19 protein-coding genes and 2 riboswitches are annotated in these 22,311 nt (G+C 73.4%); of the genes, 13 read left to right on the top strand and 6 right to left on the bottom strand.

Translation table 11 applies throughout. From position 1 onward, the window contains the following. Nucleotides 1-60: 60 nt before the first annotated feature. Nucleotides 61-186, bottom strand: a complete 126-nt coding sequence (locus RWE79_RS36000) for a putative leader peptide (RefSeq protein WP_475944460.1) — start codon at nt 184-186, stop codon at nt 61-63. A 42-nt stretch (nt 187-228) separates the two neighbouring features. Further along, nucleotides 229-340: riboswitch (SAM riboswitch) on the bottom strand. A 161-nt stretch (nt 341-501) separates the two neighbouring features. Beyond that, nucleotides 502-643, top strand: a riboswitch (SAM riboswitch). A 312-nt stretch (nt 644-955) separates the two neighbouring features. Between RWE79_RS36000 and RWE79_RS35995 the strand changes: the two genes are divergently transcribed. Continuing rightward, nucleotides 956-1,879 carry a glutathione S-transferase C-terminal domain-containing protein gene (locus RWE79_RS35995; RefSeq protein ID WP_475944458.1) on the top strand — a complete coding sequence of 308 codons (924 nt, stop codon included), beginning with the start codon at nt 956-958 and terminating at the stop codon, nt 1,877-1,879. A gap of 161 nt (nt 1,880-2,040) precedes the next feature. On the opposite strand, the gene RWE79_RS35990 is transcribed toward RWE79_RS35995, so the two are convergent. After that, nucleotides 2,041-5,022 carry an AfsR/SARP family transcriptional regulator gene (locus RWE79_RS35990; RefSeq protein WP_475944456.1) on the bottom strand — a complete coding sequence of 994 codons (2,982 nt, stop codon included), beginning with the start codon at nt 5,020-5,022 and terminating at the stop codon, nt 2,041-2,043. 155 nt (nt 5,023-5,177) lie between these two features. Here RWE79_RS35990 and RWE79_RS35985 point away from each other — a divergent pair, with 155 nt between their 5' ends. Then, nucleotides 5,178-5,903: an IclR family transcriptional regulator gene (locus RWE79_RS35985; protein WP_475944454.1), complete on the top strand. Its 726-nt coding sequence runs from the start codon at nt 5,178-5,180 to the stop codon at nt 5,901-5,903. Between the two features lie 111 nt (nt 5,904-6,014). On the opposite strand, the gene RWE79_RS35980 is transcribed toward RWE79_RS35985, so the two are convergent. Together RWE79_RS35980 and RWE79_RS35975 are read right to left on the bottom strand one after the other, a co-directional pair. Beyond that, nucleotides 6,015-8,303 carry a M4 family metallopeptidase gene (locus RWE79_RS35980; protein ID WP_475944452.1) on the bottom strand — a complete coding sequence of 763 codons (2,289 nt, stop codon included), beginning with the start codon at nt 8,301-8,303 and terminating at the stop codon, nt 6,015-6,017. Between the two features lie 386 nt (nt 8,304-8,689). Then, on the bottom strand, nt 8,690-9,127 hold the full coding sequence (locus RWE79_RS35975) for a subtilase-type protease inhibitor (RefSeq protein ID WP_475944450.1): 438 nt from the start codon (nt 9,125-9,127) through the stop codon (nt 8,690-8,692). Between the two features lie 464 nt (nt 9,128-9,591). On the opposite strand from RWE79_RS35975, the gene RWE79_RS35970 reads away from it, so the two are divergent. The 3 genes from RWE79_RS35970 to RWE79_RS35960 all read left to right on the top strand — a co-directional run bounded on the left by RWE79_RS35970 (nt 9,592) and on the right by RWE79_RS35960 (nt 12,874). After that, complete coding sequence (locus tag RWE79_RS35970) at nt 9,592-11,202, top strand: serine/threonine-protein kinase (protein ID WP_475944448.1); 1,611 nt, start codon at nt 9,592-9,594, stop codon at nt 11,200-11,202. Beyond that, nucleotides 11,199-11,879, top strand: a complete 681-nt coding sequence (locus RWE79_RS35965) for a hypothetical protein (protein ID WP_475944447.1) — start codon at nt 11,199-11,201, stop codon at nt 11,877-11,879. The genes RWE79_RS35970 and RWE79_RS35965 overlap by 4 nt, the downstream gene beginning before the upstream one ends. A gap of 65 nt (nt 11,880-11,944) precedes the next feature. Beyond that, nucleotides 11,945-12,874, top strand: a complete 930-nt coding sequence (locus RWE79_RS35960; RefSeq protein ID WP_475944445.1) for a DMT family transporter — start codon at nt 11,945-11,947, stop codon at nt 12,872-12,874. A 15-nt stretch (nt 12,875-12,889) separates the two neighbouring features. Here RWE79_RS35960 and RWE79_RS35955 read toward each other — a convergent pair whose 3' ends face one another. Together RWE79_RS35955 and RWE79_RS35950 are read right to left on the bottom strand one after the other, a co-directional pair. Next, the gene (locus RWE79_RS35955; protein WP_475944443.1) at nt 12,890-13,825 is read right to left on the bottom strand and encodes a lytic polysaccharide monooxygenase auxiliary activity family 9 protein; all 936 of its coding nucleotides are present in this window, start codon (nt 13,823-13,825) and stop codon (nt 12,890-12,892) included. A gap of 60 nt (nt 13,826-13,885) precedes the next feature. Next, entirely contained in the window at nt 13,886-15,145 is a 1,260-nt protein-coding gene (locus RWE79_RS35950; protein ID WP_475944441.1) for an MFS transporter, read from the bottom strand. A gap of 148 nt (nt 15,146-15,293) precedes the next feature. Between RWE79_RS35950 and RWE79_RS35945 the strand changes: the two genes are divergently transcribed. The 8 genes from RWE79_RS35945 to RWE79_RS35910 all read left to right on the top strand — a co-directional run bounded on the left by RWE79_RS35945 (nt 15,294) and on the right by RWE79_RS35910 (nt 22,304). Next, a complete protein-coding gene (locus tag RWE79_RS35945; protein WP_475944439.1) occupies nt 15,294-15,767 on the top strand; it encodes a MarR family winged helix-turn-helix transcriptional regulator in 474 nt (157 codons plus the stop codon). Nucleotides 15,768-15,838: 71 nt separating this feature from the next. Further along, the gene (locus RWE79_RS35940) at nt 15,839-16,300 is read left to right on the top strand and encodes a DUF5709 domain-containing protein (RefSeq protein WP_475944437.1); all 462 of its coding nucleotides are present in this window, start codon (nt 15,839-15,841) and stop codon (nt 16,298-16,300) included. Between the two features lie 17 nt (nt 16,301-16,317). Further along, nucleotides 16,318-16,872, top strand: a complete 555-nt coding sequence (locus tag RWE79_RS35935; protein ID WP_475944435.1) for a hypothetical protein — start codon at nt 16,318-16,320, stop codon at nt 16,870-16,872. 366 nt (nt 16,873-17,238) lie between these two features. Beyond that, a complete protein-coding gene (locus RWE79_RS35930; RefSeq protein ID WP_475946319.1) occupies nt 17,239-17,973 on the top strand; it encodes a DeoR/GlpR family DNA-binding transcription regulator in 735 nt (244 codons plus the stop codon). 119 nt (nt 17,974-18,092) lie between these two features. Continuing rightward, entirely contained in the window at nt 18,093-19,448 is a 1,356-nt protein-coding gene (locus tag RWE79_RS35925; protein WP_475944433.1) for an ABC transporter substrate-binding protein, read from the top strand. 11 nt (nt 19,449-19,459) lie between these two features. Beyond that, nucleotides 19,460-20,419, top strand: coding sequence for a carbohydrate ABC transporter permease (locus tag RWE79_RS35920; protein WP_475946317.1), 960 nt, complete (start codon nt 19,460-19,462; stop codon nt 20,417-20,419). Between the two features lie 5 nt (nt 20,420-20,424). Further along, nucleotides 20,425-21,318 (top strand): carbohydrate ABC transporter permease, encoded by an 894-nt coding sequence (locus RWE79_RS35915; protein WP_475946315.1) that lies wholly within the window; start codon nt 20,425-20,427, stop codon nt 21,316-21,318. Then, complete coding sequence (locus RWE79_RS35910) at nt 21,315-22,304, top strand: zinc-dependent alcohol dehydrogenase family protein (RefSeq protein ID WP_475944431.1); 990 nt, start codon at nt 21,315-21,317, stop codon at nt 22,302-22,304. The genes RWE79_RS35915 and RWE79_RS35910 overlap by 4 nt, the downstream gene beginning before the upstream one ends. Nucleotides 22,305-22,311 lie beyond the last annotated feature (7 nt).

Here is a 22,311-nt window from a genome sequence, read left to right as displayed (position 1 = left end):
CTGATCGACCGTACGTGAACGCCGGACCGTGAACAGGAGGGTCCGGCGGCGGGGAACAGGTCAGGAACAACAGAGCGCGCCGGCGACGCGCTGGAGGTCGATGTGGTGCCGGGAGTACAGGTGGACGCAGCCGCGCGGGGCGAGAACGGTGACGACGAAGCGGCTCGGCACGGGTCGCACCACCATCACCTCCACCCCTCCGGCTCGGCGGGCCCGGGGGCCGCACCGGCATCGCGCTTGCGGGCCCCGTACGGACCCGCCCGGTCGTCACCTGGAGCACCCCGCCGCGTAGGAGGGTTGCCGGTCAGCAAGCCAGGGCTTGACGCTGACGCTCGTAACCTGCCGGGAACGCTACGCGAGGCCGCAGCACCGCGCAATCCCCGGAAGATCAAGCTCGCACTGTGACCTCAAACACCGGGAGGACGGCGTCTATTCCGCGGGCCGTGTGACAGGTACGGCCTTCTTGACGGCCTGCCGGGGCGCACTCACACTGTTGGCGACGGTCACGATTGTCAGCGCTCACCGGGCAGTTCGGGCCCGGTCGGTCATCGGCCCCGGCCCGCTGACAGGCAACCCTTCCACCGCGACGGGGTGCCCCGGGTGACGACCGGGTCCCGCCGGTGCGGCGGGGCAAGTGCGGTCTCGTGATGCGCGAGGCCTCGACGGTGACGGGACCGGCGGAGATGCCCAGGACGGCCAGCACCCGCGCAAGCGCCCGCCGGGCCACCCGGCGGGTCTCTGCGAGCCGTGCCTGCTTCCTGACCAGGCGCCGTCACATCGATCTGCTGCGGCTCCGCAGCGCATGCGGTCCGACCGCCTGACCCGGTCCGGCCCCGTCCTGTCCTGACCCGCGTCCTGCCGGGTCGTCCGGGCCGCCACGGCAGTCCCGGGTCCAGGCGCGGCGAACCCCGCGCCCCGGACCCCCTCCGGAGCTCCACCACCCCCAGGGAGAGCCATGTCCGAGACAACTCTGCGCAGTTCGGTTCCGGCGGCGTGTCGCGACCTCCGCCCCGGCCGGCCCGTCCACGCCCCGCACTCACCGGCCCGCGTCGGCCAGCGCTTCCGCAACCGGATCGGCGCGAACCTCGGCGGGGGCTTCTACCCCGCCCCGCACCGCTACCTGGTGTACCTCTCCCCCGGCTGCCCGCTCTCGCTGCGTGTCTCCGTCACCCTGGACCTGCTCGGTCTGCGGGACTCGGTCGGCACCACGGCGCTGCCCTTCCCGGACCGCGCCGGTGGCGACCCGCTCGCGCCGCTGCGGGCGGCGTACGAGACCACCTGGCACCACTACAGCGGTCCGCTGACCGTGCCCGCGCTGAGCGACCGGTGGAGCGGACGGATCGTCAGCAACCACACACCGGACATCCTCCGGGACCTCGCGACCTGCTTCGGCGACCCGGACGCGGGCGGCCCCCGGCTGCGTCCGCGGGCCCTGGCCGCGGACATCGACGCCATCCGCGAACTCCTGGACGAGGACATCACCCAGGCCGCCCAGCGGGCCGGCGCGGCGCCGGCCGCGCACCGCACGGGGGAGGCGGCGGAGACGCTGCTGACGGCACTGGAGCTGCTGGACCGGCAGCTGGCCGCCGGACCGTATCTGCTGGGCGACGCCCTGACCGCGGCGGACGTGGACCTGTGGGTGACGCTCGTCCACCTCGAAACCGTGCACCGGCTCCACCTGGACGCCGACGCGGTCCACCGTATCGGCGCGTACGACCGGCTGTGGGCCTACGTACGGCGGCTGCGCGCGCACCCGGCCTTCGGCGGCAACCTCTGTCCGGAGCACATGGCGCGGCTGCACCGCGCGACCTGCCGGGGCCCGGAGTCCTCGGGCGCCGCCGTCGCGCTCCCCGGGGTACTGGGGGCGGGCCGGGGTTGAGGGCTGTCCCGTAATCCCCGGCCGCGAACTCCGGCAATGGCCGGCCGGCCACCGCACACCCCCACCCACCTGACCACGTCCGGCAGGCGTCAGCCGTCGCCCGCCCAGGCGGCGGACACACCCCTCCGGCTCCGAACACGACCTACCACCCACTACAGAACCTACGCGCGGGGCAGCGGGTGGGCGGCCAGGTCGTGCAGGATCTTGACGCGCAGCGGGTCGGTCGGGGGCAGGCCCAGGTCGTCGGTGATGGCCAGGGCCTGCCGGCGGGCGCGGTGGGCGGCGCTGTCGTCGGCGGCGTCCTCGTAGGCGTCGGCGAGGTAGGCCAGTCCGGCGGCCTCGCTGTGGACGTCGCCGGTCGTACGGAAGAGCCGGAGCGCCTCCTCGTAGCAGTGCACGGCCTCGGTGTGCTCGCCGAGCCGGCGGTGGATGTAGCCCAGGCTGTCCCAGGTGTGGGCCTCGCTGCTGAAGCTGCCGGTCAGCCGGGCCAGCTCCAGGGCCTGCTGACAGTACGTCAGAGCCTGGCGGTGGGAGCCGAGCTGGGAGTTGAACCAGCCCAGGTGGTTGAGTGCGGCGGACTGGCCGCCGCGGTCGTCGGCGGCCCGGTAGTGGCGCAGGCTCTCGTGGGCGTGGGCGAGTGCCTGCCGGGGGCGACCCTGGGCGCCGGCCAGCCGGCCCAGGTGCTGGTGGACCCGGGCCTGGCCGGCGTGGCCGCCGGCCGCCGCGAACAGGTCGAGGGCGCGCAGATAGTGGACGCGGGCCTCGTCGGGGCGTTCGAGCCGGTCGTGGGCGACGCCGAGGCCCCGGTGGGCACCGGCCTGACCGGCGGTGTCGCCGTCCCGTTCGGCGGCGGCCAGGGCGATGGTGTGGGTCTCGGCAAGGACCTGCCAGTGCCCCTGGAGGTCCAGGAACGTCGACATGGCGGCGGCCAGCTGCCAGGCGTGGCTGCGGGATTCCTTCGCCGCCCGTTCCACGGCGGCCGTCAGTATCCGGTGTTCGGCGCGGAACCAGGCCAACGCCGCCTCGTGGTCGTCGGGTTGTTCCGTGACGGCGCCCGGGTCGGCGGCCGGGTAGGCGATCAGGTCCAGCCTGCCGGTCAGCAGCGCGTCCGCGTTGCGGGCGGTGGACAGGTAGTGGCCGAGCATGCGGCGGGTGGCGGCTCGCCGGTCCTGGTCGCTGTCGTGGGCGGCGACCAGTTCGGCGGCGTACTCGCGCAGCAGGTCGTGGAAGCCGTAGCGGCCGGGGGCGTGTTCGGTCAGCAGGTGGCCGCGCAGGAGTTCGCCGAGCAGTTTGCGGGCGCGGGGTACCGGCACGCCGGCCAGTGACGCGGCGGCCGGCAGTCCCGCGTCGGGCCCGGGGTGCAGGCCGAGGAGCCGGAACATCCGGGCCGCCTCCGGGCTGAGCGCGCGGTATGACCAGGAGAACACCGCCCGTATCTGGGTGCTCGGGTCGCCGCCGTCCAGGGCGTCCAAACGGCTGCCCGCCTCCCGCAGTTCGCGGGTGAGCGCGGCGAGCGGGATCCGGGGCTGCGCGGCGGCCTGCGCGGCCACGATCGCCAGCGCCAGCGGAAGCCCCGCGCACAGTGCGACGATCTCCTGCACGGCTCCGGGCTCGGCGGCCACCCGGTCGGGGCCGAGCCGCGCGGCCAGCAGGTCCCGGGACGCCTCGTGACCGAGAAGGTCGACGGACAGCAGATGGGCGCCCTCGGTCACGGACAGGCTGGTCAGCAGGTTGCGGCTGGTCACCAGGGCGGCGCAGCCGGGGGCTCCGGGCAGCAGCGGACGGACCTGTTCGGCGTCGCGGGCGTTGTCGAGCACCACCAGCACCCGGCGTCCGGCCAGCAGGCTGCGGTACAGGGCGGCCTGGGCCTCCGGATCGGCCGGGATACGGGCCGACGGCACCCCGAAGGCGTCCAGGAAGCCCCGCACCGCCGCCTCGGGACGGGTCACCGCGCCGCCGGTGTCGAAGCCGCGCAGGTTGACGTACAACTGGCCGTCCGGGAAGTGGTCCTGGGTCTGTCGGGCCCAGTGCACGGCCAGGGCGGTCTTGCCCACGCCCGCCGTCCCGGACACCGCCGAGATGACCACGGCCGCCGGCTGGCCGCCCGTCCGGCTGAGGACGGCCGGGGCGAGGAGTTCCTCCAGCCGGCGGATCTCCTCCGCACGGCCGGTGAACCCCATGACGCCCATGGGGAGTTGGGCGGGAACCGCGGTGGGCCAGGGCGCCGGGGTCCGGACCGGTGCCGACGCCTGGACAGGCGCCTGGACAGGCGCCTGGGCCTGGTCCTGGATCTGGGCCTGGTCCTGGATCCAGGCCCGGGCCTGGATCTGGGCCCGGATCTCGGCCGGGGCGGGTCCGGGCGGTGTCGCCCGACGGGTCGTGGCGGCCGGTGCGGCCGGGTCGCTGCGCAGGATCTCCTGATGGGCCCGGCGCAGGGCCGTCCCGGGATCGGCGCCCAGTTCCTCCGCCAGCCGGCGCCTGAGGGCCTCGTACGCGTTGAGCGCCTCGGCGCCGCGACCGGCCGCGTACAGCGCCCGCATCAGGGCCTCGGTCAGCGGCTCGGCCAGGGGGTACTCGCCCAGCAGATCCGTCAGCGGCCCGATCACCACGCCGGTACCGCCCAGCCGCAGTTCGGCACGGGCCCAGTCCACGGCCGCGTCCACATGCTGCCGCCGCCACGCCTCGCGCACCCCGTCCGGCCACTGGCCGCCGAGTCCGGCCAGCGGGGCGTCGCGCCACAGGCTCAGCGCGTCGCGCAGCAGCGACACCCGTAGGTCGTCGGGGACCCCCGTCTGCCTTGCCCGGTCGACCAGTTGCCGGAACCGGTGCACATCGACCTGGTCGGCGCGGGCCTGCAGGACGTATCCGCCGGAGCGCCGCAGCAGGCTCACCGGATCGGGCCCGGCGGCGGCCGCCAGCGCGCAGCTGCGCCGGATCCGGGCGACATGGGCGTGCAGTGCGCGCCGGGCCCCGTCCGGCGGGGCGGTGCCCCAGACCCGCTCGATCACCACGTCGACCGGGACGGGCCGGCCCGCGTCCACCGCCAGCGCGGCCAGGACCATCCGGCGCTGCGGTGGTCCGATCTCCACCGGCCGGTCCCCCACCGCCAGTTCCACCGGTCCCAGTAATCGCACGTCAACCATCGCGTTCGCCCCCGAACTGCATCCACCGGCCTGGTCGCGCCCCCGCACGTGGCGGGCGACAGCCTATCGGCAAGCTCCTCACCCACACAGGAGCGCGAGGCTGAATACGCATCGGGCCCGCAACGGGGACGGCCCGGCGACGGGGGGCGGCATCTGTGACGCAGGCATTGCAGGACGCGGGAGGACGCGGTGTGCTGGACGGGGCCTTCGGGCTGCTGGACGCGGTGGAGCAGGCCGGGGAGGCCGGGCTGACGAGACTGGCGGCCGACTGCGGGCTGCCCAAGACGACGGCGTACCGGCTGCTGGAGCAGCTGGTCACGCTGGGCGCGCTCGAACGGTGCGCGACGGGCTACCGGACGGGGCCGCGGCTGTTCCGGCTCGGCCATGCCTGGGAGCCGCATCCGCGGCTGCGCGACGCCGCCCGGGGGCCGGTCCGGCGGCTGGCCGAGGCGACCGGCGCGACCGTGGCGCTCGGCGTGCTGCGCGAGGGCCGGACGCTTGTCCTGAACTGGACGCCTGGCGACCCCGGGGCCCCGACGCCGCTGGGCGACCAGATCAGCTGGCCCTGGTACACCGCCGCCGGCAAGGTGCTGGTGGCGGGGATGCCGCCCGATTTCCCGCTCGGCTCCGTGCCCGCGTCGTGGCGGCGCGAGGCCGCGGACATCCGGGACCGCGGCGCCGCGTTCGAGCGCGAGGAGCTGATCGAGGGCGTGAGCTGCGTCGCGGTCCCGGTGTTCGGTGGTCAGGGCGGGGCGGTGCGCTCGGGGACTCCGGTGGCGGCGCTGTGTCTGCTGACCGACCCGGCGCACCGCCTGGACCGGCTGGCCGACGCCGCCCGGCTCGGGGCACGGGCGATCACCACGCGGTTGCGCGCCCGGTGAGCCGGACCGGCGGACCGGCGGACCGGCGGACCGGCGGACCGGCCGGCCCGGGAAGGGCCGGCCGGCCGTAGGTCAGGTCAGGCCGGTCAGGTCAGGTCAGGTCACATCGCGTCACGGTGTGAGGGTCCACTTCTCGATGTAGCCGGTGTCCAGTGCGGCCAGGTCCCGGACCCGCAGCTTCCAGGTGCCTTCGAGCGTCTCCGCGGAGGCGTTGACGGTGAAGGTCTGGTCCACGTTGTCCGCCGAGCCGCCGCTGCGGTTCAGCAGGGAGTAGACGGTGCCGCCGGGGCCGACCAGGTCGACGGTGAGGTCACCGCGCCAGGTGTGGACGATCTTCACATAGACCTGGGTGACGGCCGAGGCGTTGCCCGAACGGCCGGTGACGGTGATCGGTGACTCGACCGCCGCTCCCACGTCGGGGATGTCGACCCGGGTGGCGTTCGCGTAGACGTACGCCACGGTCCAGGTGAAGTCGGTGGAGGCGGTGTCGCCGGTGCTGTCGGTGACGGTCAGCGTGACGTCGCTGCTGCCGGTGGTCGTCGGGGCGCCGGAGATCAGGCCGGTCGCGGTGTCGACGGCCAGTCCGTCGGGCAGCCCGGTGGCCTGGTAGTCCAGCGTGGCACCGGCGTTGCTGGTGGTCGCGTCGATCTGTACGGAGACCGCCTGGCCGACCCCGCTGATCTGGTCGCCCGGCGGGATCAGGTCGATGCCGTCGACGATGCGGCGGCCGACGTTGATCGCGGCCCAGGTGTCGGCGACGGTGACGTACGTCGGGCTGTAGGCGCCGAACAGGTCGGCGGCGGCCTGCAGGGTCGCGACCCGGGCCCCGGCGTAGTCGGTGGTGGAGGTCATGTAGGTGGTCAGCGCGCGGTACCAGATCGCGGCCGCGTCGGCGGCGCCGATACCGGGGACCGCGACACCGTCGTAGGTGGGGCTGTCGTAGGCCACGCCGTTGATGGTCTTGGCCCCGCTGCCCTCGGCGAGCAGGTAGAAGAAGTGGTTGGCCGGGCCGGAGGAGTAGTGCACATCGACGCTGCCCAGCGAGGACGACCAGTAGTCCTTGGAACTGCCGTCCCTGGAGGGCTTGTCCATGTAGCGCAACGGCGTGCCGTCGCCGTTGATGTCGATCTCCTCGCCGATGAGGTAGTCGGGGGTGTCGGCGTCGAGGTTCGCGGAGAACTCCACCATGGTGCCGAAGATGTCCGAGGTGGCCTCGTTGAGACCGCCGGACTCCCCGGAGTAGTTGAGGCCGGCGGTGGCGCTGGTGACGCCGTGGGTCATCTCGTGTCCGGCCACGTCGATCGCGGTGAGCGGGTGGGTGTTGCCGGAGCCGTCGCCGTAGGTCATGCAGCCGCAGGTGTCGCTCCAGTAGGCGTTGACGTAGCCGCTGCCGTAGTGGGTGCGGCTGTAGCGGCCGTCGCCGTCGTTGAAGATGCCGTTCCGGCCGAAGGTGTTCTTGTAGTAGTCCCAGGTGGCGGCGGCGCCGAACTGGGCGTCGACGGCGGCCGACTGGCGGTTGGTGACCGTGCCGTCACCCCAGATGTCGTCGGCGTCGGTGAACAGGGTGCCGGTTCCCGACGAGGTGCCGTTGTTGAGGTCGGTGGTGTAGTGGCCGCCCCGGGTGCCGTCCAGGAGCTGGTACGTGGTGCCGGACAGCGTGGTGCCCAGGGGGACGGTGCCGACGAAGGCGCCGGTGCCGGTGCCGGTGCGGACGCCCTCGGAACGGGAGAGTTCCTTGCCGGAGGCCGCGTCGGTGACGACATGCAGTTCACTGGGGGTGCCGTCCGCCTGGACCCCGTCGACCACCGTCTCCCAGGCCAGGGCGGGCTTGCCGGTGGCCGCCCAGACCACCAGCCGTGGGTCGCCCGAGACCTGCGTCTTCCGGTCCACGGACGCGGCCGCGGCGACGGCCTTCCGCGCCGCGCGGGAGGCCGTGAGCCCGGGTTGTGTGCCGGGCAGCGAGAGCGTGGCGTCGGTGGCCTCGGAGACCGTACGGCGGCCGGCGGCGCTGTGGACGACCAGGTCGCCGCCGAGCACCGGCAGCCCTGCGTAGGTGCGTTCGTAGCGGGTGTGCACGGTGCCGTCGGCGTCCTTGGACACGTCCTTGACGACGAGTTTCTCCTTGGCTCCCAAACCGAGCGTCCTGGCGGTGTCGCCGGTGGCGGCGGTGGCCTTCCTCAGCAGGGCCGCGCGGGCGGCCGGTGACAGCTTCGCCGGGGCCGCCCCGGCCCGGGGAGTGGCGACGATCCGCTGACCGCTGCGGTCGTGGCCGGCCGCGAGGGCCGGACCGGCCGGGAGGCCGGAGCCGAGCAGCGCGCCCGCGGCGATCAGGACGGACACCGCGGTCCGGCCGCGGAACGGCAGGGTACGTAAGCGTGACGAGCGCGAGAGACGTGACAAGGGTTCTCCTCCTACGGGTCGGCCGAAGGTGGCCGTGAGGCCCGCCGACGGGGTATGCCGAACGGGTCGGGGCTCGCGGGACCGGGGACAGCGCTGTCCAGGCGCGGCCGGCGAGCCGGAGGGGAGGGTCATGTGCGGGCGACGCGGGATGTGCGTGCCGAGGAGAGCGTGCCACCGGACCTCAAGTTTTGTCATGACAGCGCCAACCGTTGTCCGAAAACGATCAGCGACCCCGGCCACCCACGACAACACGGCGGCCCGGCACCGCGGCCCTCACGCCTTCGGGAACGAAACAGGGGCGGCCGGCGCGACCCCGCGCACCGACCGCCCCTTCACGGGACTCTCCCCCACGGCGAACCCCGTGGTCCATGACGACGCCCAGGGCGTCAGAACGCGAAGACCACACCCGTGTCACTGCGGTGCAGCAGGCAGGAGTTGCCGAAGGTGTGACTGAACGTCACCCGCCGGCCCTCCCACACACCGTCCGCCGTGATCGTGACCGGATCCCAGATCCGGGTGCAGGGCGTACCCGCCCCGTCGGCCACCAGCAGGTCGAAGTCCCCTCCCACGGCCCGCAGTTCGGCGCACGCGTCGGCCGGCGCCGGATGGTCGCCGAACGGCGACGGACTGCACCGGAGCGTGACCGCCCGCTGCACGGTGACCGTCGCCGGATCCCCGCCCTTCCCGACGGACAGCACCAGCGCCGACGGCGCGTACAGGCTGTCCCCGCCGTCCACCCGGGCCACCGCCGGCGCGGCGGCCACCCCGACCGTCCCCATCGCCGCCACTGCCACCAGACACGCCCCCATCCGACCGAACCGCATAGCGACCGTCCCTTCGCTCTCGAATCCGAATATCGAACACAGCGGAGTCTTCTGCACCGACCTCGATTCCGTCACCTCGCGACGCGACTTTCAGTCATCGGTTGTTCACACTGTGTACTACCCGATACATACGCATTTCTGATGATCTGATGGCCCGAATGAAAGGAATCAGTCACCAGCGAGGCGCGTGAAGAGGTACACACACAGCCGGCACATCGCTTTCACATCGGCCGGAAAGGATCACCCCTCGCACCTCGATCCGTTTATCGGACGTCAATCTCACATCGTGGACAGGAACCGAGCACGAACCGAGCACGAACCGAGCACGCACCGACCGCGCACCGCCTGAGGGCGTCACCCCCTGCGGGAACCGGACATGGGGGAAATGTGTCTGTGAGGGCGACGGCCGGCGCGCCCGCGCCGTTCGGCGGACGGGCGTGGCGGAGGCTGGGGAGGGCTGCGCGATGAACGGTTGGACGGTCCCCGGATACAGCGAGGTCAGGGAGCTGGGCGCGGGGTCGGGCGGGCGGGTCGTGCTGGCGGTGCACAAGGTGACCGGCACGCCGGTGGCGGTGAAGTACCTCGGGGAGGAGCTGCGGGCGGATCCGGAGTTCCTGCTCGAATTCCGGGGTGAGGCAAGGCTGTTGGGCGCCCTGGCCTCGCCGTACGTCACCGGGCTGTACGAGTACGTCGAGTCGCCGCACGGCGCGGCCATCGTGATGGAACTGGTCGACGGGATCGCGCTGCGCGCCCTGCTGCGGCGGGAGGGTGCCACGGGCCCGGAGGCGGCGCTGGTGGTGCTCAAGGGCTCCCTGCTGGGCCTGGTGGCGGCGCACGGGGCGGGGGTGGTGCACCGCGACTACAAGCCGGAGAACGTCCTGGTCGCCGCCGACGGGACGTCGAAACTGGTCGACTTCGGAATCGCGGTGCGCAGCGGGTCGGTCGGCGGGATCGCGGGGACGCCGCCCTACATGGCCCCGGAGCAGTGGAACGGCGCGGCCGCCTCGCCGGCGACGGATGTGTACGCGGCGACGGCCACCTTCTTCGAGTGCCTGACCGGGGCGAGGCCGTACGACGGCACGAACTTCGCGGAGCTGGCACTGCAGCACGTCACGGCACCCATCCCGGCGGAGCGGGCCCCGCAGGAGGTACGGCCGCTGATCGTACGCGGGCTGGCGAAGGACCCGGGCGACCGGCCGCAGAGCGCGGCGGTGTTCCTGGCCGAGCTGGAGGAGGTCGCGGGAGCGGCGTACGGCGAGCAGTGGCAGGAGCGCGGACAGCGCGAACTGGCCGCGCTGGCAGCCCTGTTGCCACTGCTTTTTCCGTCGGCCGGGGGCTCGGCGGAAGGGACGACCGCGCTGGCCACCACGCTGATCGCCGGCGGCGGGTTCGGCAGGTGGCTGGCCCGGCGGCGGGTGCTGGTCGGGGCCGGGGTGCTGATCCTGCTCGGCGCGCTGAGCGTCACGGCGGTGGCCACCTCGGGCGGGCCGCGCCGCACCACGGCCGAGACGGTGGCGACGACGAGCGTCACACCGGGCACGCCGGGCGCTGGCGCGCCGGACGCCTCGGCCGGGTCCAGCTCACCGTCACCGTCACCGGGCGCGAGCACGAGCACGACCGCCGAGGCGACCGGTACGGCCCCGGCGACGCCGTCCGTGTCACCATCCCCGTCGGCTCCGTCGGCCCCGGTGACATCGGCCCCGGCGACATCCACGACGTCCGCCCCGCCCTCGTCCGGCGCCCCCGTGGTCAAGGTGACATCCCTGTCGGTGGTGAGCCTCCGGCAGACCGGCACGGTGAGCGCGGCGGCCTCGGTGACCGTCGGCACGGACGGCACCGGGCCGGTGACGCTCACCGTCTCCTGGTACTACAGCGACACCAAGGGCGAGCTGGGCACCCAGGACGGCAGTTCGCAGAGCTACGACCTGAGCGGCAGCACGCAGTACACCGTGAGCCCTGCCCACGACTTCCAGGGCAGCGGCTGCTACTGGGGGTCGCTGGCCGCCACCGCCCCGGCCGCGGCCGGCGGCAGCGCTTCGCAGCAGATCGTCACCCGGCAGTGTGATCTGCGATGACGGATCCGCGGACACGGTTTTCCGAGCCCCAGGACGCGGTGCCGGACCAGGCGACCGTGCATCTGGCCAAGGCGCTGCCCACGCCCGCGCCCGAATCGCCGGCCACGCCCGCGCCCGCGCCTCCGGCAGGGCATGCGGCCACTGTCCGGGATACGGCCGTCACCCTTCCCGACCGGGTCGAGGGCGACGTCCTGCGGTTCGGTCCCGGCGTCACCGGCACCGTGCTCCCCGCCGTCGGCGAGGTGCGGCCGGCCGCCGGCCGGCGCGGGTACGCGTGGCTGCGGCGGTACGCGCCGGCCGCGGCCGTCCTCGCCGCGGTGCTGGCGTTCCTGGCCTGGCAGCGGCTCGGCCCGGATCTGGCGGTCCGTGAGGTGAGCGTACGGATCGGGTCGACCCACGCCCCGGGATGCGACGGCACCGCCGATGTGGTGGGCGTGGTGCGGACCAACGGGGCCGGGGGCACCATCGGCTACCGCTGGCTGCGCAGCGACGGCAGCACATCCGGCCTGCTCCACGAGAAGGTGCCGGCCGGCGAGCGGGAGGCCCGGCTCCATCTGCGGTGGACCTTCCGGGGTGAGGGCGACTACCGGGCCCGCGCCGAGTTGCGGATCGTCTCGCCCGCCACGCCGAAGGCGGCCCGCTCCGCGGCGGTGCGGTTCACGTACTCCTGTCCCTGACCGAAGGCGGGCGGGAGCGGCGAGGCTGAGGGAGCATGGGCCTTCCGACCAGGAAGGAGCCGGCGGTGCTCTTGGTGCTCTCGGTCGTGTTCGCCCTGTCGGCCGCGGGGAGCAACGCGACGGCGACCGTCCTGCAGCGGCGGGCGGCGCTGGACGTGCCGCTGTCCGAGGGATTCCGCCTCGCGCTGCTCACGGCGTTGCTGCACCGCCCGGTGTGGCTGGCCGGCATGCTCGCGGTCCTGGCGGCGGCGGGATTCCAGGCGCTCGCCCTGGCCGACGGGGCGCTGGCGGTGGTGCAGCCGATCTTCGTCCTGGAGCTGCCGCTCGCGCTGCTGATCGGGAGCCTGGTGCTGAAGCGGCGGGTGACCCGGGTGGGCTGGACGGCGGTGGCCTGCATGGCCGCCGGGCTGGGGATCGGACTGGCGGCGGCGGCCCCCGACGCCGGGACCGGCCGGCCCGCGGCGGACGGCTGGATCGTGGCGATCGTCTGCTGCGGCGGCACGATGGCGGTGCTCACCCTCACCGCGCTGCGGCGCGACGCGGGCCGCGCGCGGGCCGCCTGCTTCGGCTGCGCGGCGGCGGTCGGCTACGCGCTGACCGCCGCCCTGATCAAGGACGCCACCGACGCGTGGCAGACCGGCGGCCCCGCCGCGTTCCTGCTCGCCTGGCAGACCTACGGCTTCGCCGTCGCCGGGATCTGCGCCCTGTTCCTGCTGCAGAACGCCGTGCAGTCCGGCCCGCTGGTCGCGTCGCAGCCCACCCTGACCCTGGGGGACGCCCTGGTCAGCCTCACCCTGGGGATCACCCTGTTCGGGGAACGGGTACGGACCGGCTGGTGGCTGGTGCCCGAGGTGCTGGGCGCCGCGATGATCCTGGGCGGAGCGGTGCTGCTGGCCCGGATCCCGCTCGCCCAGGTGCTGGTCACCCCGCCCGACGGCCCGTCCGACGGCCCGGCGCCCGCCCCACCCGCCCCGCCGGACCGGCCGGGCGGGTAGGGCGGGCGCCCCGGCTCACGAGCGGCGCCGGCGCCGCAGGGTGAAGGCGGCGAGGGCACCGCCGCCCAGGACCGTGGCGCCCAGTGCGGCGGCCAGCAGGCGGGCCGCGTCGTCCTTGCCGGAGGCGGAGACCGGCTGTACGGAGGCGATCGCCGTCGCCGGGGTGGAGCCCCCCGGACGCGAACGGGAAGCGGCTGCCGAAGCGGCCGGGCCCGAGGAACGGGCCGCCGGGGTGGACGGCGCGCGGGTCGCCGCCGCGGTGGTGCGGGCCGGGGCCGCCGGTGCCGTGGAGGCGGGCCGGGCGGCGGCGGGGCGGGCCAGGACCACGTCGGAGCAGGAGTAGTACGTGTCCGAGGTGCTGGTGTTGCGCCACACCGTGTACAGGATCTGGCGGCCGGTGCGGCCGGACGGCAGCCGGCCGGAGATCCGGTACGCGCCATCGGTCACCGGCGGGTCGGTGACGGTCAGGAACGGCTTGGTGGCCACCTTCGACCAGGTCAGGGGCTGCGTCGCGGTGTAGGCCGCGGTGGTGAGGTAGAGCTCGAAACTGCCCTGGTGCGGGATGGTCGTGCGGTACGTGAGGGTGAAACGGGCCCCGGAGGTGAGCCGGGTGGCCGGCCAGTCGGCGCGGGGCAGGTCGAGGCCGCGGTACTCCGCGATACCCCCGCTGCACAGCTTGCCGTCGGGGATGACCTGGCGGTCCCGGCCGGCGACCCCGGCGACCCGCAGGTTGTCCCAGTCCTCGAAGGGCTGCCCGCCGTGCTGGGCCACGGCCGCCCGGCACGCCGCGGAGTTCAGGTCGGCGCCGCCCACGGAGGAGCAGGCGGCGACCCGGCTGATCGGGCTCACCGGCGCGCCGTGGGCGGCGGCCGGGATCACCGCCGGGACGGTGAACAGCACAGCCGCCGTGCCGACGAGCAGTGCCCGCCCTGCCGTACGTACTCCGGTCATCCCGATTCCCTCCCGTGCCCAGACCACCGACCGGTACTACGGACGCCGGGCCTCGGGCGTTCAGCGACGGGCGGCCCCCTGCGCGGCGGGCGCCCCCTGCGCGGCGGGCGCGGCGGCAGCCCTCAGGGCCGCCGGCTCGCCGGACGACGCCGTGGCCCGGCGGGCGGCGGACCGCTCCAGGGCGCCGGAGAACAGCGCGAGGCCGAGGGCGGAGGCGGCCAGGACGGCGCCCACGGCGCTGGGCAGGGTGGGGCCGGAGCCGGCGGAGAGCACCAGGCCGCCGAGCCGGGCGGCGAGGGCGTTGCCGAGGTTGAAGGCGCCGATGTTGACGGCGGAGGCGAGGGTCGGGGCCTGGGCGGTCTGGTCGAGCACCCGCTTCTGCAGCGGCGGCACGGTGGCGAAGCCGAAGGCGCCGATCAGCGGGAGGGTGATCGCGGCGGCGGCCTTGTCGTACGCGGTGAAGGTGAACAGCGCGAGCGCCAGGGCGAGTGCGCCCAGGGCCACGTACAGCATCGGCATCAGGGCGCGGTCGGCGTACCGGCCGCCGACGAGGTTCCCGCCGACCATGCCGAGTCCGAACAGGACCAGCAGCCAGGTGACGCTGGAGCTCGCGTAGCCGGCGGCGCCGGTCATCATGGGGGCGATGTAGGTGATCGCGGCGAACACCCCGCCGAAGCCGAGGACGGTCATGCCCATCGCCAGCACCACCTGGACGTTGCGGAACGCGGCGAGTTCGCGGCGTACCCGGGCACCGTGGGCCCCGGCGGCCGGGCGGCGGTCGGCGGGGACGAGGGCGGCGATGCCGGCCAGGCCGACGACGCCGAGGGCGGCCACGGCCCAGAAGGTGGCGCGCCAGCCGGCCTGCTGGCCCAGCAGGGTGCCCAGGGGGACGCCTACGACGTTGGCGACGGTGAGGCCGGAGAACATCATGGCGATGGCGCCTGCCCTCCTGCCGGGGGCGACGAGCCCGGCCGCGACCACCGAGCCGATGCCGAAGAACGCGCCGTGGGCGAGGGAGGCGATGACCCGCCCGGCGAGCATGAGGCCGAAGTCGGGGGCGGCGGCGGACAGCGCGTTGCCCGCGACGAACAGGCCCATGAGGACCATCAGCATCCGCTTGCGGGACATCCGGGCACCCAGGACGGCCAGGACCGGGGCGCCGACGACGACACCGAGGGCATAGCCGGTGGTGAGGTAGCCGGCGGTGGGTATGGACACCCCGAAGTCTCCGGCGACGTCGGGCAGCACGCCCATGACGACGAATTCCGTGGTGCCGATCCCGAAGGCGCCGATGGCCAGGGCGAGAAGTGCGAGTGGCATGGAGCCCTCCTGCGGGGCGGTAGGGCATTACGCTTGCTTACGAGGTTTACAGGCGCCGACAATAATTGCAGACGCTGCTTACTTGCAAACGCGGGCTATTTCGGCGTCGCGGTATTCTGGCTCCAGACCACCGAAGGAGAGGGTGTCCGTGCCGCAGTCACCGCAGACAGGCCGGATCGCGCTGGCCCAGAGCTGGTGCGCGCTGTCCGCCCTGCACGGCAGGATCGAGGCGCGGATCGAGCGGGCCCTGCAGACCGGGCACGATCTGAGCGCGCGGGAGTACTCCGTCCTCGACGTCCTCAGCGACCAGCACTCCGGCCAGGGCGGCCACCTGCGGATGAACCAGCTTTCGGACGCCGTGGTGCTCAGCCAGAGCGCCACCACCCGCCTGGTCACACGGCTCGAGGACCGGGGACTGCTCTCCCGCTATCTCTGCGTCGACGACCGGCGCGGTATCTACACCGAGGTCACCGAGGCCGGCCGGGCGCTCCTGGACCTGGCCCGCCCCACCCATGACACGGCCCTCGGCGAGGCCCTCGACGAGGCCGAGCTACGGCCCGAACTGGCCCCCCTGGCCGCCGCACTGCGCGCCCACACCCCGCAGCCGCAACCCGCCGGGTAGCAGCGCGTGCCGATCGGCGCCGGGACTGGCACCCTCGTGGTATGAGGGTGCGCCCGACCGAGGAGACACTGATGAGCGACAGCACGATGGGCGACGAGGTCTACCAGCCGGACGGCTCCGAAGTGCAGGACGACGCCGGACTCCTCGATCCGGAGGACACCCTCGACGAGCACGGCGTCGAACAGATCCTCGACGAGGGCTACTCACCCCCGGAACGCCCCTGGGCGGTCAACAAGAGCGGCGTCACCGCCGAGGGCCAGCGGCGCGGCGAGAGCCTGGACCAGCGCCTGTCCGAGGAACTGCCCGACATCGGCGTACCCCGGGGCGACGGCCTGGGCGACGCCTGGGACACCGACGGCGAACTGCTCGACGACGAGGTGGGGGACGCCCGCGCCGGACGGCTGGTCGCCCCGAACGAGGGCACCCGCTACGGCACCGAGGGCCTGGTCGGCCATGATGTCGGGGTCGACGGGGCGGCCGCCTCCGCGGAGGAGGCGGCGGTGCACGTGATCCCGGATTCCGAGCAGTACTGACAGCGGCCGGGACAGCCATGTCCGACCGGCCGCCGCGCCCCCCGAACCCGCCCGGCCCGCCACCGGACCAGCCGAACCCGGCCGGTCCCCCGACAGCGCCGGCCCCGGCGGCCCCGCCCGTCCCGCCGGCCCGGTCCGCGCACCCGGCCCGCGCGGAACAGCTGCGGGCCCTGGCCGAGGTGCTGGAGGAGATCGCCCTCGCGCAACGGCAGTCCGACCTGGTGATCGCCGCCTGCGGTGATCCGGGGCCGGTGCCCGTCTCGGTCGCCCGGGACGGCGGCCGGCAGGCGGTACTGTGCCACCGGCTCGGCCGGCGGCTGCGGGACCTGGCGCTGTGCGGCGACCTCGCCGAGGCCCGGGAGCGCGCCTCCCGTCTCCTGGACTACCACCACTGGATGGTCCAGCAGGCCCTGAACCTCGCCTTCACCTCCCACCCCGACGCCCGCACCGAGGCGGCCCGGCTGCATCTCAACGGCCTGGGCGCGCCCGCCGACGAGCTGCGGGAACTGCGCGACCTGATCCGGGCCCGGGCCCGGGGCGAAGCCGCCGAAGCCGCCGAAGACACCGGCTGACACCCGCTGGCGCCCGCTGACACCCGCTGACACCCGCTGGCGCCCGCCCGGGGACCGCCCCGGCCACCGAACGGCCATCGCCCGGCCGCCGAACGGGCGCCAAACGGGCCCACCGGGCGGACGAGCGGGCAGCGCCGGGACCACCCGGCGGCGCGGCCCGGCGGCGCTGGCAGCACGGCTGCCGTTCCGGGAGCGGGCGCATTCGGTCACGATCCCGCTTGTGTCGAGCCTGGTCTCCGCCCTGCGACCCTTGTAGAACTCCTCCAGAAGCCCGAACGGGCATCGCCATGGGCCCGGGAACCGGAACCCGGGAACGAGCCGGACAGGAGGTGCCCCACCGTGGACGCCGAGGAGCGCCGCAGAGGGATGCTGGAGCAGGCACGACGTACCGGATCGGTCACGGTCGCCGGGCTGGCCGCGGACTTCGGGGTGGCCGTGGAGACCGTCCGCCGTGATCTGCGGGTGCTGGAGGACCACGGTCTGGTCCGGCGTACGCACGGGGGCGCCTATCCGGTCGAGAGCGCGGGCTTCGAGACGACCCTGGCCTTCCGGACCACCATGCACGTACCGGAGAAGCAGCGGATCGCGGCGGCGGCCGCCGATCTGGTGGGCGACGCCGAGACCGTCTTCGTCGACGAGGGCTTCACCCCGCAGCTCATCGCCCAGGCACTGCCCCGCAGCCGCCCGCTCACCGTGGTCACCGCCTCCCTCGCCACCGCGAGCGCGCTCGCGACCGCCGGCGCCGCGACCGTACTGCTGCTCGGCGGCCGGGTGCGCGGCGGCACCCTGGCCACCGTGGACCACTGGGTCACCCACATGCTGTCCGGGTTCGTCATCGACCTGGCCTTCATCGGCGCCAACGGCATCTCCCGCGAATACGGCCTCACCACCCCCGACCCGGCGGTCAGCGAGGTCAAGGCCCAGGTGATGCGGGTGGCCCGGCGCCGGGTGTTCGCCGGGGTTCACACCAAGTTCGGGGCCGTGAGCTTCTGCCGCTTCGCGGAGGTCCGCGACTTCGAGACCGTCATCACCGACACCGCGCTGCCCCCGTCCGAGGCCCACCGCTACTCCCTGCTGGGCCCGCACGTCATCCGCGTCTGACCGGCGCCACCACCGCGCCGCTCCGCACCACCCGGTCCGCCCGTCCGCGGGTGGCCTGGTTCCGCACGCCCCGAACCCTTACCGAGCCCACCGAGCCCACCGAGCCCCGGGAGCCTGCCATGACCATCCCCGCACCACAGACGATACGGACCCTGATCGCGGCCGCCGCCGCCTGCGCGCTGCTGGCCGGATGCAGCGGAGCGGGCGGCGCCGGCTCCTCCGGCGGCGACAGCATCAACGTCCTGATGGTCAACAACCCGCAGATGATGGAGTTGCAGAAACTCACCGCGGCCCACTTCACCAAGGACACCGGCATCGAGGTCAACTTCACGGTGCTGCCGGAGAACGACGTCCGCGACAAGATCAGCCAGGACTTCTCCAACCAGGCCGGGCAGTACGACGTGGCCACCATCAGCAACTTCGAGGTCCCGTTCTACGCCAAGAACAAGTGGCTGCTGTCGCTGGACGGTTACGTCGCCAAGGACAAGGCCTTCGACCAGTCCGACATCCTCCCGTCCATGACGCAGTCGCTGACCGCCGACGACGGCAAGCTCTACGGCGAGCCCTTCTACGGCGAGTCGTCGTTCCTGATGTACCGCAAGGACGTGTTCGCCGAGAAGAAGCTGACCATGCCCTCCGCCCCCACCTGGCAGCAGGTCGCGGACCTGGCGGCGAAGGCGGACGGCGCGCGGGCGGGCATGAAGGGCATCTGCCTGCGCGGCCAGCCCGGCTGGGGAGAGGTCATCGCGCCGCTCACCACGGTCGTCAACACCTTCGGCGGCACCTGGTTCACCAAGGACTGGCAGGCCCGGCTGACCTCGCCGGCGTTCGTCAAGGCCACCAGGTTCTACGTGGACCTGGTGCGCGAGCACGGTGAGTCCGGCGCCGCGCAGGCCGGGTTCAGCGAGTGCCTGAACAACCTCACCCAGAGCAAGACCGCCATGTGGTACGACGCGACCTCGGCGGCCGGTTCGCTGGAGGCCAGTGACTCCCCGGTGAAGGGCAGGATCGGCTACGTACCGGCCCCCGTGGTCGACACCAAGAGCTCCGGCTGGCTCTACACCTGGGCCTGGGGCCTGCAGAAGGCGTCCAAGAACCCTGGCAACGCCTGGAAGTTCATCTCCTGGGCGTCCAGCAAGAAGTACGAGGAGCTGGTCGGCGAGAAGGCCGGCTGGGCCGACGTCCCCGCCGGCAAGCGCGCCTCCACGTACACCAACACCGAATACCTCACGTCCGCCGCGGCGTTCGCCGACGTCACCAAGGCGTCCATCACCGCCGCCGATCCGCGCGACCCCGGCACCCAGCCCCGTCCGACCATCGGCATCCAGTTCGTCGACATCCCCGAGTTCTCCGACCTGGGCACCAAGGTCTCCCAGGAGATCAGCTCCGCCATCGCCGGAAAGCAGTCCGTCGAGACGGCCCTGAGCAGGTCCCAGGCGCTGGCGGAGAAGGTCGCGAAGAAGTACCACGGCTGATGGCCACGCCGATGACGGTGCGCGCGGCCCGCGCCGGAACCCCGCCACGGACCGACCGTCCCCGGTACGGGCCCCGCGGCCCCCGGGCCTGGGCCACCCGCGCTCCGCTGCTGCCCGCGCTGGTGTTCATGATCGTCGTCACCCAACTGCCCTTCGTGGCCACGCTGGTGATCTCGCTCTTCGACTGGAACGCCCTGTATCCCGACGACCGCCGGTTCACCGGCCTGTCCAACTACACCGCCGTCGCCACCGACAGCGGTCTGCGCGAGTCGGTCGTCACCACCGCGGTACTGACCGCCGCCGTGGTCGTCGCCAGCGTCGTGCTCGGCCTGCTGCTGGCGCTGTTGCTGGACCGCTCCTTCCCCGGCCGGGGCGTGGTGCGCACCATGCTCATCGCCCCGTTCCTGCTGGTGCCGGTCGCGGCGGCGCTGCTGTGGAAGCACGTGCTCTACAACCCCGAGTACGGGCTGTTCAACGGCGCGCTCACCTGGCTGGGCAAGCTGTGGGGCGACACCACTCCCGCACAGCCGGACTGGATCTCGTCCATGCCGCTGATCTCGGTGGAGACCGCGCTGGTGTGGCAGTGGACGCCCTTCATGATGCTGATCCTGCTGGCCGGACTGCAGAGCCGTTCCCCGGACATGATCGAGGCGGCCCGGCTGGACGGGGCGAGCGGCCGGCAGATCTTCAGGTACATGACGCTGCCGCATCTGCGCCGCTATCTGGAGCTGGGCGTCCTGCTGGGCTCGGTCCACATCGTGCAGAACTTCGACGCGGTGTTCACCATCACCTCCGGCGGGCTCGGCACCGCCAACCTCCCCTACACGATCTACCAGACCTTCTACACCGCCCACGAGTACGGGCAGGCCTCCGCCGCCGGGGTGCTGGTCGTGATCGGCTCGATCGCGATCGCGACCTTCGCCCTGCGGGTGGTCTCCTCCCTCTTCCGTGAGGAGGCGTCCCGCTCATGACGCTCATGCCGCTCGTGATCCCGGCCGACCCTCCCGGCCCTCCCGGCCCGCCCATCCTGCCGCCCGCCGCCCGGCGGGCCCGGCGGCGCGGCGCCGCGCTGGGCCTGCTGGCCTGGCTGGCCGGCATCGTGTTCGTCCTGCCCGTGCTGTGGATGGCGCTCACCTCGCTGCACTCCGAGCCCGACGCGGCCACCAACCCGCCGTCCCTGGCGGCCTCGCTCACCCTGGACGCCTACCGGGAGTTCTTCGGCACCGGAGGCGGGGCCGGCCCCTGGCCCGCGCTGATCAACTCCGCCACCGCGTCCGTCGTGTCGACGCTGCTGGTGCTGGTACTGGCGACACCGGCCGCGTACGCGCTGTCGATCCGGCCGGTCAGGAAGTGGACGGACGTGCTGTTCTTCTTCCTGTCCACCAAGATGCTGCCGGTCGTGGCCGGACTGCTGCCGGTGTACCTGTTCGCCAAGAACGCCGGCATGCTCGACAACATCTGGCTGCTCGTCATCCTCTACACGTCGATGAACCTGCCGATCGCCGTGTGGATGATGCAGTCGTTCCTCGCCGACGTGCCCGTGTCGATCATCGAGGCCGCCCGGATCGACGGGGCCCGGCTGCCGACGATCCTGGCCCGGGTGGTGGGCCCCGTCGCCGGGCCGGGGATCGCCGCCACCGCGCTGATCTGCTTCATCTTCAGCTGGAACGAGATGCTCTTCGCCCGGGTCCTGACCTCGGTGACCGCGCAGACCGCGCCGGTGTTCCTGACCGGCTTCATCACCAGCCAGGGCCTGTTCCTGGCCAAGGTCTGCGCCGCGTCCGTCGTGATCTCCCTGCCGGTGCTGGCCGCCGGATTCGCCGCCCAGGACAAACTGGTCCAGGGCCTGTCCCTAGGAGCCGTCAAATGAGGGCCGCACTCATCGAAGCCCCCGGCAAGGTCTCCGTCGTCACGGTCCCCGACCCGGCGCCGGGACCGCGCGAGGTGGTCGTCGACGTGGCCGCGTGCGGGCTGTGCGGGACCGACCTGCACATCCTCCAGGGCGAGTTCGCGCCCACCCTGCCGATCGTGCCGGGCCACGAGTTCGCCGGGGAGGTGGTCGGCATCGGCACCTCGGTCACCGAACTGGCCGTCGGCGACACGGTGGCCGTCGACCCGTCGCTGTACTGCCACGAGTGCCGCTACTGCCGGATGGGGCACGGCAACCTCTGCGACCGCTGGGGCGCGATCGGTGTCACCGTCGCCGGCGGCGCCGCACAGTTCGCCGTCGCCCCGGTCGCCAACTGCGTACGGCTGCCGGAGAACGTCGGTGTGGCGGACGCAGCGCTGATCGAACCGCTGTCGTGCGCGGTGCGCGGCTACGACGTGCTCGGCAGCCGCCTCGGCGCGGAGGTGCTGATCTACGGTTCGGGCACGATGGGCCTGATGATGCTGGAACTGGCCAAGCGCACCGGGGCCGCCGGCGCCGACATCGTCGACGTCAATCCCGAACGGCTGGCCACCGCCCGCGCCCTGGGCTGCTCCCGGTCCGCGGCCTCGGCGGCGGAGCTGGAACAGCCGCGCGGCTGGGACGTGGTCATCGACGCCACCGGCAATCCCGCCGCGATCCAGGACGGGCTGGGCCGGGTCGCCAAGGCCGGGACGTTTCTGCAGTTCGGGGTCGCCGACTACGCCACGACCGCCACCATCGAGCCGTACCGGATCTACAACCAGGAGATCACCATCACCGGCTCGATGGCGGTGCTGCACAGCTTCGAACGGGCCGCGCACCTGTTCGCGGCCGGTGTGCTGGATCCGGAGGTGTTCATCAGCCACCGGCTGCCGCTGGAGGAGTACCCGCTGGCCCTGGAGCAGTTCCGGTCCGGGCAGGGCCGCAAGATCGTGGTGGTGCCGTGAGGCGTGC

The organism is Streptomyces sp. RLA131, assembly GCF_056270125.1.
This window is presented reverse-complemented; position numbering and strand designations above follow the sequence as displayed.